This is a genomic window from Eubacterium sp. AF15-50 (assembly GCF_934835595.1).
Taxonomy (GTDB): domain Bacteria; phylum Bacillota; class Clostridia; order Lachnospirales; family Lachnospiraceae; genus Eubacterium_G; species Eubacterium_G segne.
In genome coordinates this window covers 17,891-30,503 of the sequence record NZ_CAKVZL010000015.1, presented here as the reverse complement: position 1 = coordinate 30,503, position 12,613 = coordinate 17,891, and the positions used below count along the sequence as shown (strand labels likewise).

Below are 12,613 nucleotides of genomic sequence, written 5' to 3'. Positions count from 1 at the left end.
TATTTCACCCTTTCGTAAAAATCTAAGTCCTTGGCAGGCACAAAGATTATATCTTCTTCATGAGATACATGTTGAATACCTAATGCTTTCATTGTTTCTTCATAATCTTCATTATCCATGCTTGTCGGTGTAATTGCCATTTTTTCAGCTATACGACTTCCTCTTAATGCCACCTTATGTCCCTTATATATTGCGTATGGTCTGACACTATAGACCTCATCTACTTCACTAGCAGTAATTGGACGAACCATATATCCATCATTTTCAAAACACTTATCATCTATATGTTCTTTATTATGAATATAAATAAATTCACCATCTCTATCCAGCATCTTATTAATTCCGTATACTGTCTTCTTGTATATAACATAGTCTCCCCATCCAAATATCATTTTATCTCTATCCACTTCTGATCCTCCTTCACATACCTATATCGCCTTGCTATTTTACCATTTTCGATCTTTGTTATCAGTGCATTATCATATTTTACTCCGCCTTTTTTTAAGTTCCATTCTGGTATGACTTTACCATTTTCCGATCCCGTAAATCCATTTCTCGTACATGGATTTTCATCTACATTACTACCTCCAAATTCTTTTCCGTATGTATTGTCCAAATTAATCTTCTCCAAATTTCCTGATGTAGTCTTAAATTCTATCTTCCAGTATGACTTGTCTGTTAAGTGATATGGTGTGCCTTTGTAATTCAGACGAAATGTTTCAAAAATATCCTTAAAATTTCCAACATCATTATAATCTTCCGCCCTTGATATATACCCCATTATGGCATTATAGTCTCCACTTACATACTTTTCTGCATCTTCCGGCTTAATATATTTTCTAAGCAGTGTATTCTTATTTATCGTAAACTTTTCCCTTATAGACTTAATTATCTCCTTCTCTCTTCCTGTGTATTTTTCACCCTTTAACGGCTTAAGCTTCAATTCCTGAAATTTATCTATGCTTATTTCATTCTCCTTAAGCCCACGACACAGTGTCCTGCTTAATGACAGGGTGTTCTTGTTTTTCAACAGTGTCACCGCATCATCAGGGTAATCTATCATCAACTGAATGCCCTTCTTTTCATCAGTTTCCGGCAGACTGTTGATTACGTCAATTACATCGTGAATGTTGCCATTTTCTTCATATTTCTTTATTAATGCCCGCCCGTCTTTTCCAAACGGTTCCAGCTCGCGGGCAGTCATTTCCCCATACCTGTCCTTTATGTCATCCCAGTAATCATCAATGGCATTGTTTCCACCCGTGCCTTCTTCTCCCGGATTTGGATTCTCCTTGCCGGGTTCCGGGATTTCCTTACCTGGCTCCGGGATTTCCTTACCTGGTTCCGGAATTTCCTTACCTGGCTCCGGTATTTCCTTACCTGGTTCCGGGATTTCCTTTCCTGGCTCCGGGATTTCCTTTCCGGGTTCCGGATTTTCCCTGCCCGTGCCTGTGTCTCCTGTTCCCGTTCCGCCGGTGCCTGAATCTCCCCCTGAACCCGAGTCTTCTCCTCCCGGTTTGTTCTCTCCCGGTTTTTCCGGATCCACGTCCGGATCCTTTGGATCCACCTTCGGATTCTCCGGATTCACCTTCGGATCCTCCCTTCCCGGTTTTGGTGGATTAACGTCATCTCCTATTTCCAGTATGGTCTTTCCGCCATATTTTTTTGATATGAACCTGAAAAATCCTGATTCATCATATTTTATGTTTTTCATTATTTTAGGCAATGCATGCTCAAATATGAGAAGCATCACAGTAGCTTCCAACGCCTTGCCAAGTATCTCCCGGCCCGTCTGATAATCAGCATTCTTCATGTATTCAATTGTCTTTTCCCCAACATCCGCAGCCTCAGTCACCGAGAAATATGCTCCCGTTATTCCAAGTATCACCACGCATATGTCCAGAATGCTTATTCCATACTCCATTGACAACAGCACGTTCACAAGTGCTTCCATTGCACATAAAGCAAAATATTCATATGTTGCTATTGTAAACACGGCAGCAACTGCCACCAGCACGGTGAACATCACAAAGCCAAGTTCAGATGAACTTTGTCCACCGCATAAACCACCTGCAATCATGTAAGAAGCTGCACCATTTTCGGTATTTAATACAATATAACCGGTTCCCTGCCAATCGTAGTAAGATATTTCTTTCTCTGGTACTATTACTATTTTATCATTATTTAGTGCCTTTTGAATTTCCTTTTTGGTATTTTCGTTAATTGAAAGACTGTTTAACTTGTCCGTATCTTCCTTTGACAAAGTAAGAACGTCTATACCTCTTTCCTTTGCCTCCTCAATAACTGATATGGAAGATATTCCCTGAGTGTCCGTTGCTTCACCTATTACATATCCCTCTAAATACGAACCTATCGCTCCACTTAGCATCATAAAATTCTTTACGTCTGCATTTTCTCTGATAGCTTCATCTTTGTTTTCAGATTCATCCTGCTTCGGTGCAACCCCTAATGTATCAGTATCCACGTCAATATATAATGAACCGTCACTAATGGCAACAGGCATTCCCATCATCCTGCTTACCTTCGGCATGTACCCCACTATGCATTGGCTGATACACCTTGCCCACTGTACCCCGGCCGCCTTTGCCGAGAGCTGTGTGTATAAATCAAGATACCCGAAATACTCCTGACCCACGGTACATGTCAAAACTTCCATTGCCTGAATCAGATTTCTTTTTCCACTTTTAACCTCATCAACACAGGACTGAAGCTCTTCATATTTTGTGTCAAAATAAGTGCTGTTTATGGTATTGTAATCAAATACAATTCCATAAATCCCACCTGAAACAAGGGGATTTTCCACCTTTACTTCATCAGTTCCTGCCTCAGCTATATTCATTACAAGGTTCGTGTATGTACCCGGAATCTGTGAATTACCTTCAAGAACCTTTTGCTCATCTACCTTTATTACCGGCTTCACTCTTACCAGATATGATGGTGTTGAAAATAAATCACCATACCTGTCTATTATTTTTTCATCCTCATCGGTTGCAGGCTCATAACTTAATGTTACATTATGTCCATATAAATCCGCCGTATAAAATGTAATGCTTGCATCCGCAGTTTCAGCAAAGGTTTCCCCGTACAGTGCATTATTAACTGCCAATGTGATTTTATCCATAAAATCATCTGTAAGGTAATTTTCTTCATACGTTATGCTTACTACATGGTAAGGAAGACTGTTAGGCAGATATCCGGTTTCTACCTTCTTTATATTTCTTATCCCTACTGCATCAGCAACTTCCTTTAATTCTATATCATTATTATTTATAAAGTCCTTAAGTTCACTTTGCTTTTGTGATACTTCATTTTCGCTATTTTGAATATCCCCGTTGAATATATCTTTGTAATCTGAATTGATTAGTGCTTCTTCCAATTTTTCTGTACTAGAATAAGTAACGTTTTTTTCTGTATCTCCCCGCAAAAATTTCTCTACCCTATTATCTTCCACCTCTTCTTCATACTGTTTAAAGGACGGGTCAACATCTACCCATACCTTTTCTCCACTAACTTTTCCTGCACCCCTGTATGAATCATATGGAACCAGCACCTTTACCCAGGCATGTTCTATTCTCAATTTAGTAATCTTGCCTTTTCCATTAATTCCATAATTAGTTGAGACTCCCAGCATTGACATTGCATTAACAGCTGCTTTTTCTGTCTTAACTCCAAGCCAGTTCATTGCCTTATTTATTTCAATATCAACATTGCCTGTTACAAACTTTGCTTCATATCCCTTATATCTTAATAATGCAATCAGTAACGCCGCCTGATCCAGATCATTTCCTGCTTTTTGCTCATATGTTCCTATGGCACCAAGTCTTAAACCGGTATACTGCCTATACTGAATATTGTTTCTGACATATTCATATATTTCTGCCGGTGTTTCCAATGAATCGGCTATTTTTTGTATACTTTCGTTAATTTTAAGATATGACTCGTTGGCAGCTTCCGTAGAATCAGCACTATAATTTATGTAATTAGACTTAACCATCTGCTCACCAATTATTTTTTCTGATTCATACCCCGTTGCCCTTCCATGAGCCTCATCGTCATTATCCACCTTTGGCTCATCATACTTTTGCATATCTTCTATTTCAGATTTTATTGATGCAATCTCAACATTAACTTCTTTTTCCGAAACAGTACCTGATTTCATTTTTTCAGACAGCTTTTCAATTTTTTCTGAAACCCTGTTAAGACCATTCATTGCCAGTTTTTCATAGCTGTCGGCTCTTTTTATTATTTCTTCCGATGTTGTATTTTTCTTTGCGTTCTTAACTTCCTTTTTTACTGTTTCCTCTGTATCCTTTATTAGTTTTCCAAGATTATTCAGTGTGTCTTTTTGTTTTTCTCCCTCTGTTGAACCTTCTAATTCTTCCATCACTTGTGAAATATCGCTATATTTCTTTGCTGAAGCCACCCTTATCTGTGGTTTTTCCCCCTTCATCTCATTACATGCAATTGTCTTATCCGACTTACTTTCTCCCGGCAAAATGTCCGGTGCATAAGTAGATACTACCATTATTGCAACAATAAGTGACGCTGCTATTATTGTATTATATAATTTATTTTTAAACATGCTTAATGACATTACTGTACCCCTTCTTGTTCTTTCCTGTTGTTTTTCTTCAATGCTACGCAAATGATAATTAAAGCTATACATTGTATCAGAATCATTATCCTAATATTATCCCTGGTAATAAAATCACCTGTTGTAGGACTTAATATGGACTTACCGTTTTCCATATATTTCACTGACTCTGACTCTTTTTCTTCCTTAACACTTCTGTTATCTATACTTGCAACATTGTTTTTTGCTTTGTTACTATGATTTAAATCCGTCTTAGAACCACCCCTTTTATTGGCAGTTTCTTCTTTGTTTTTGTTATCTTTGACAGTATTTTTATCATCCTTACCCCTACCCACATTTTTCTCTTTCACAAACACTGCCTTTATTCTTACGCCTTTATCCGGCATAACTATGTTTATTTGTGAACTATTTACCTGATTAATGTCCAATGATATATCTTCACTTACCCACTTATCAAATACATATCCCTTATTGGCTTTAGCATTTAAGGTGACTACTTTGTTCTTCTTGTATTCCCCACTTTTATCCTCTACATTTCCTCCTGTTCCTGCCGTAACTTTCAATATATATATGTGTTCCAAAATATCTATTCCTGCTACATCAAGGGCTGTCATTTCTCCATTAATCTCCGCCATATATATGGCAATATAACTTCCCTCTTCATAGCTCTTAGTTTTAACAGTTATCTTTTCACCAGCTTCGTTACTACCTGCAAGTTCCATCTCACCGTCAGTTATGTAAATTCTGTTGGCATCATCCTTATTGATTAATACAATTCTTGTATTTGTTTTTTTCTTTTCTAAATTGTTATAATCAGTTAAATTAATATCTGCCGTAATATCATCCCCAACATATACTCTATTGTCAGATAATGACATTTTTCCTGTGACCTGTCCCTTATTTTCATCCATTATTGTTTCTTCCGGTTTATTGTGGGACAATATACTGTTTCCTTCTTTTTTCTCGATTTTAACAGTGCTCTCATCCTCACTTTCATCTTCATTTTTTATATCCGGTATAGCTGAACTTTTATTGTTTGAAACACCAATTTTTATGTCATCTAAGTTAATTTCTATGTTCTCATCATTTTCATCAACGTAAGAAAATTTTATGTCTTTAATTAAATTTATATCTTTCTCAAAGAACATATTTGAAATGTCATATTTAATGTCTAAATTCCGGTCCTCCCCCACTCTTAAATAATTTCTATTGTAGATTACTGTTGTTGTACCATCTTCATTTTTTATCACTTCATCAGGTTTATTATCAAAACTTATTTTTGAAAATGGAATATCATTTTCCAGTGTCATGGAAAGTTTCACATTTCTTCCTGCCATTTTGAAAATATCTCCCAGTAATTCCCTAACACTACTGATAATTTCGCCGTTATCCTTTGAATTAACCCAGCGTCCTCCACCTACTTCTGTGATATACTCCATTGTTTCCTTTGCTTCTTCGATTTTTTCCATCGAATAATCATTTTCCAGATAAACACCATAAATATTAATATTCTTTCCTCTGATTTTGTCTTCATCAAGTGTCTTGCTATCTATCCCTTGACTTCTCGTTCCATCAGTAAATAAATATATTACCCTGTCTCTGTCATCTTCGTCAAAAAAACCTGAAAAATAATTTATGGCATAATACGTGAATGTTCCACCGTTCGGTTCTTTGCCATAGGCTCTCTCAAGCCCCCAATTTATTTCCTTTTCATTATTTGTAAAATCTCCAATGTATCTGTTCAAAGTAACATCAAACATTGCCACTCTGTCTTCCGGCTGCTTGTTATCTATTATTAATTTCGCACCATCTACCGCTTTCTTCCAATCCTCTTTTGACATGCTTCCGGAACTGTCAAGCATTATCATTATGTCCATTGGTTTTCTTTTAATTGTTTCCGATAAACCTTTTCCTGATAATGAAAAATCAACATTTATGTTGTCCGTTGTGGTGTCAATGAAGTTACTGCTAACCTTATAATCTATGTCAATTCTATTTTCGTCTGTGGATGAATATATCTTCACATAATTGTTTTTGGTCTTTTGCTCCACACCTTTTCTTAATATTTTCGTTTGAATCCTGACAATGGTTGTATCTTTTATATCCGGAACATATGTAAAATCATCAAAAATAACTTCCTTTAAATTCTCTCCACCAATTTTTTTATTTTCCGCCTTGTATAAAACCTTTTCATTGTCCCCAATAATACTTACCTCTGCGGTTATTTCATCACTTACATTTGATAAAACATATGCTGACGGCTGTATTATTATTTTTTTACCTGAATTAATTTTATATGCTTTTGGAGAAATATTACTATTAACAGATTGAACTTCAAATGTTTCTAATACTTCAACAGCCTTTAACCTGCTTGCTATAACCTCTCCTTTGATGTTATCAACTATTGAAACTAGAACTTCAAAAGTACCAATATTATTTTCTGTATTCCATAAATAGGTATTGTTCCCTTCTGTATTCAACATTTGTGAATAACCTTCTTTTCCTGATACAACAACAATTACCTTATAATTGTCCTTCATTCCTATAATATCAGGTGTTATTTTAACTTCTGAATAGGCGCCTATTCTTTCCTTATCAGAACTTATCTTTATTCCTTTTATTAATACATTACCTGTATTTAGCTTTCCGGCTACTTCTTCATACTCATTTACCAAACTAATGTAAAGACTTGTAAGTTCTGCATCTTCAAATAAACTGCCATCTTCAGCCACTTTATTTGAGATAACTGAAATTCTGTTTAATGTATCATCATTATCTTCCACAAGTGCTAATGAACACATAAGGGAATTTTTTATTGTTTCATTATCAATTCCCCACAATGTATTATCTTTTTCGTTACTATCTATGTACTCTCTACATTTCTTTAATATTTCTTTTCCTGCCTTATTAAATGAAGCTGTATTTCCCTTAATAACCCTGTATACCAAAGCTGTAAGGTAACTGCTGGATTTTTCTCCCGAAAAAGCAAATCCACCATCTTCATTTTGGCAAAGATTAAGATAATTTACAGCTTTAGTTATTTTTTCACTATTATCTTTTTCGCTTTTCTCCATACACTCCACTGCAAGAATAGTGTCTAAAACATCACTTTTATAATCTTTTGAAATTCCAAACCCGCCATCTTTATTTTGGAGCTCTGCAAACTCTATTTCTTCCTGATTTTTATTTACTAATTTATTATTTTGGGTAATTGCTAAGAATTTTCTGAATATGTCATCGTTACTTTTAGTTTCAGATTTTTTAAGCCATTGTAACGCCTTCTCTTTTTCATCTGCTAAGCTTTCCTCATAAGCTAAGTTTTCCAATATTTGGGATGTTTCATAAAGTTGAATGTTATCACCAAAACTTCCATCCCCGTTTTGTTCTTTTTTAATCCACTTAACTGACTGACATTTTAATCTGTCCATTTCAGCTAATGATATCGTTTCAATTGAAAAAGCACTTATATTTATGTTCATGACTGCCAGTTCCACAATCATCATAAATACAAGTGCGTGTGCTAAAAATTTTAATGCTTTGGTATTCATTGGATAAGTCCTCCCCTTTGTTTTTCGAATAAAAACATTATAGAACTTATAAAAACATTTTTCAAGTTTTTTTCCAGTAACTTTGTATAATACTTCCAATAATGCTGTATTATTACTATTACATTACAGCAATTTAGCATAAAAAATATCCGGCAGGATTTCCTGCCGGATAAAAAATCATATTATTTTATTTTATCATCTGAAAACTTATTCAAAATAAACTGTTATCTTGTCTATTTCACCGTTTCTTACAGCTTCAGCCTTTTCTCCCACAATCTTTGGTTCTGTTGAAACAACTTCTCCATTGATTTCAATCTTAGATACCTTAGCTGCATCCTTTCCAAATGTATTCTTGCCTGTGTTATTTACATATGTAACATCGCATGTTGAAAGCAATCTGAAGGTTGCCTTTCCTTCATCAAATAACCAGTTAGCAAGTTTTGGTTCAAAATTAAGAACTAACTTTCCATCTTCGTATGTAAATACCTTGTCACCTATAAACATTTCAATCCACATAGAAATCATTTCTGTTGTAGAACCTGAAAGTCTTGCAACGAATCCTCTTCCATGAACATCCGGATTAGGATTGGCACTTGATGCAAGGAAAGAAGAATTTTCTAATGTGCTTCTTCCATACATATTCGGATCAAGGAACGGTATAAGTGCTCTTGTTATTGTGTCATAATATTCATCATATAAGCCTGCCTTAAGCATAGCAAGAATATATTTATATTCCATATGAAGGAATACATTTTCTCTCTCCTGCCATCCCGGTGTAAATGCACGGCAACGACCATTTTCCATGGAGCATCCTTCAATTGATGCAGATGTTTTATACATGGCAAGTTTCTTGTCATAAAGATCTGTTTTCTTTACCTTGTCGAACATATCTCTTGCTGTGTCAACATCAACATATCCCATCATTCTTGCAGGACCTTCAAGGAAATACGGAAGAGGAACCGCTTTAAATGCCTTAACCTTTGCCTTCTGTAATCCGTAATGACTAATAACCGGCTCACCATTTTCATCTACTACAGGTTCAAAATCTACGGCTTCATGAGTAAAGTATGTAGGAACAAGACCATTTCCAATTTCTACAGCCTTCTCAATACCCTTTTCAATCTTCTCTGCAAATGCTTCAAAAACTTCAACGATGTGTGCCTTAGATACTGAATCCTTATCTCCACTAAATTCCAGCTTAGTTGCAGCTCTGTAAGCTTCTCTCACTGATGCAACAGCATCCCAATATTCAAAGTCATTAAGGGTTCCTGCATTATATTTGTCCAGCTCTGCCTTAACTGCATCTAAATATTTTGATATTTCAACAGGCATTACTACAAATCCGTCACCACCGAAATTATCTGTAATAAACTTAACAAGTCTCTTCAGTTCAAAAGTTTCAGGTGTTCCTGAACCAAACAATCCCGGAAGTCCATTCATTGCATCGTTCCAGCCAGGCTTTCCACCTTCCATTTCAACACCAATTCCATCCATATCCATCTGGGCGAACTTGCTAAGTGCCAAAATAATCATCTTAACTGCAAGGGTTGTATGAACAGTCTTGCCGTCCTTTTCCTTTAACCAGTTAGTTGCCCACTTGTTAAATCCTTCTCTTGCAAGTTTCTCCTCATCTTCAACTTCCATGCCGTACTGACGTACATCACCCTTTTTGTTAATTACATATTTCTCATCTCTTGGAACAACATATGCAACGCTGTCATAGAATTTATATGTATCATCTCCAAACAGGAACTGATCCTTTTTGTCAGGGAATACTGATAAATAATTATCCACAAGATCCATATTATAATCCCAATGGTCACTCCAGTATCCTTCGCCAAAACCGGCTTCTATATTCTGATTGCAGTTATTTAAAATATTGGCAATAAATTCACCATCATCCACTTTAAGATTTAACTGTAATCTTGCGATTGTATTGGAAATCTGTCCCGGTGTAAATTTACCTTCCACTATTTTAACAATGGCAGATGCATCACCATCAATGCTTTCCTTTACATATGCCTTAACTTCTTCCTCTTTTCCTTCAATAACATTGAAAAGACTTGGACGTACCTCTAACGGATTGTATCCGTCTGCCTGAACTAAACTAAAGAAAGTCTTTACGTTAAAGTCCCCAACATCTTTATTAAAGAACACGTCATTTCTTCTATTCTGTGAAACATCACGGAAGTTACCATTACCCTGAGAATAATACTCTGCTGCAATTGAGAAGAAATTATAATCTCTTTCAGGATCACCATGTTTACGGCTAAACAGGTGAATAATTGATTTATTTCCGTCTTTATTAAGTACATATGGATATCCTCCACGAAGGAAGTTATCTAAATAGCACTGCTCAATATACTGGTCAAACTTGCCTGCTGCAGTATGTGTTTTAACATCTGAAGTAAAGCTTTCAGCTAACTCTTCTGCTTCCACAAATTTGTCCTGTAAATATCCTTCTTTACAGAATGTGTCTATCTTTGCGTTAATCTGATCTACAGAACCTGCAAAGCCCATCATTGTATCAAAGGAGAATTCTTCTCCGTCATCTAACTGTGTCTTAAATGGTGTAAAACCACAAGGTACCTTGTTAGCAAAGCACTGTTCTTTTCCAAGAACATTATCAATGCCACCATCAATAAATCTTACCGGTGTCATAAGGGATAAATCATAACCAAACACTGTATCAACGTCGTAAATTACATCCTGTAATTTTCCGTCCTTAACTGTAAGATAATAATAACCACCCTCTACATCTGATACCTCAGCTGAATCCTTTGTTGAAGCTCTAAGTGTATAATAAGGAACTTTGTTATCAATATTTTTGATATATGCCCAGCTTTTAAATAAGTTTGACATTTCCTTAAATTCACCATTAGAAATACCATATGTAATAATCTTTGGAAGTCCGTCAATTATCTCTATGTTCTTTTTCTGTCCACTTATGTTTTTAATTGAAACCTGTCTTACTAATGCTCCAATGCTTTCGTTTGGTAAAACATAGTAATTAACTGTTATTTCAATTCCGTATTTTTCATTTCTTTCGATTACTTTAAAACTATTCTTATTCATACGAATCTGACGTTTTGCATCATCTTCATATTTGAAGAATGGTTCATAATATTCTCCGTCTATGGTTAAGAATGTTCTAAAGCCTTTTACTGTTGTATTTTCAAACGCTGTATTTGCTGAATTGAACTCCATAATGGCATTTCCTTTATTGTCAATACCAAAACTGTTCATTCCCTGACCTCTGTTGGTGTAAAAAGTCCACATTGGAATACCTTTCACACCTGCAAGACCAGGAAGAAAACTTGAGAATGCAGGTAATCTGTCATAATCATCAATTACAAAAGTCTTACCTTCAAGTCTGTAATTTTCCATTATAATCTCCTTACGAATATATCTATTTTTTACTTGTTACACTTTCCACATGAGCTTCTATAGACCATCTTTGGAGAAAGCTTAGTTACAGTACCACTCTTATCTCCCTCATCATTTAATAATCTGAAAAGTTCATTGGCACTGGCACTGCCCATTTCTGTAATCGGATTGTGAACTGTTGTAAGTGGAACTCCGTAATAAGCACTTAATGTGCTGTCATCATAACCTATTACGCTTACCTGTTCCGGAACTTTAATTCCCACATCCTGCAATGCCTGTATACATCCCCATGCCATTTCATCGTTGGCACAGAACATTGCGTCCGGCAGTTCTACACCGCTAGAAAGCAATGAGCGCATTTCACTATACGCTAAAGATTCCTCATAATAACCTCTTAAAACAATGTTTTCGTCTATAGGGAGATTGTTCTTTTCCATCATTTCAACGTAACCTTCGTAACGATGCTTGTCATCTCCCGATTCATTTCCATGCATATATCCGATTCTCTTGTGACCAAGTTTAATTAAGTGATCAACAGCCATTGTTGCACCTAACTTATCATCTGATAACACACCTGAAATATTTCTTCCTTTGCTGGCCCTGTCAAGGAATACCATAGGAATATTAACTGTAGCTATTCTCTTAACATAATCACCTGTTAGATCTTCATGATAGATAATTGCCCCTGCTACTCCTGATGCAATAATCATTCTATAGATTTCGTCCGGTGAGTTTCCGTTACTTACATAAATATTTAACATATAGTTATTTAATTTACACTGTAAGTGAACAGCCTGTATTAATACCTTATAGAAGTCTCCCTGCAAACTTGTTAAAAAGAGGCCTATTGTATTTTTTCTGTTAGACTTAAGTAATTTTGCATTCATATTTGGAATGTAATGCAATTTTTCTACTGCCAATAATACCTTCTGCTTTGTTTCCTCACTTACGATGTCAGCTCTGTTAAAAACATTTGAAACTGTTGAGATTGCCACTCCTGCTTCCTTGGCAACGTCTTTTATTGTAACCATACAATAACCTCCATTTTTCTTTAAACATATTT

General features: G+C 35.7%; 5 protein-coding genes. All 5 read right to left on the bottom strand.

The features are described 5' to 3' along the window. Nucleotides 1–407, bottom strand: a 407-nt coding sequence (locus tag Q5O73_RS03365; RefSeq protein WP_302669037.1) for a hypothetical protein, incomplete at its 3' end; no start/stop codon positions are given. Beyond that, the gene (locus tag Q5O73_RS03360; RefSeq protein ID WP_302669036.1) at nt 389–4,615 is read right to left on the bottom strand and encodes a transglutaminase domain-containing protein; all 4,227 of its coding nucleotides are present in this window, start codon (nt 4,613–4,615) and stop codon (nt 389–391) included. The genes Q5O73_RS03360 and Q5O73_RS03365, both read right to left, overlap by 19 nt. Then, nucleotides 4,615–8,163 (bottom strand): VWA domain-containing protein, encoded by a 3,549-nt coding sequence (locus Q5O73_RS03355; protein WP_302669035.1) that lies wholly within the window; start codon nt 8,161–8,163, stop codon nt 4,615–4,617. Before Q5O73_RS03355 ends, Q5O73_RS03360 begins: the two co-directional genes overlap by 1 nt. A gap of 207 nt (nt 8,164–8,370) precedes the next feature. Beyond that, nucleotides 8,371–11,550, bottom strand: a complete 3,180-nt coding sequence (locus Q5O73_RS03350) for a cellobiose phosphorylase (protein ID WP_302669034.1) — start codon at nt 11,548–11,550, stop codon at nt 8,371–8,373. Between the two features lie 29 nt (nt 11,551–11,579). Continuing rightward, a complete protein-coding gene (locus Q5O73_RS03345; protein WP_021952102.1) occupies nt 11,580–12,581 on the bottom strand; it encodes a LacI family DNA-binding transcriptional regulator in 1,002 nt (333 codons plus the stop codon). Nucleotides 12,582–12,613: the final 32 nt, after the last annotated feature.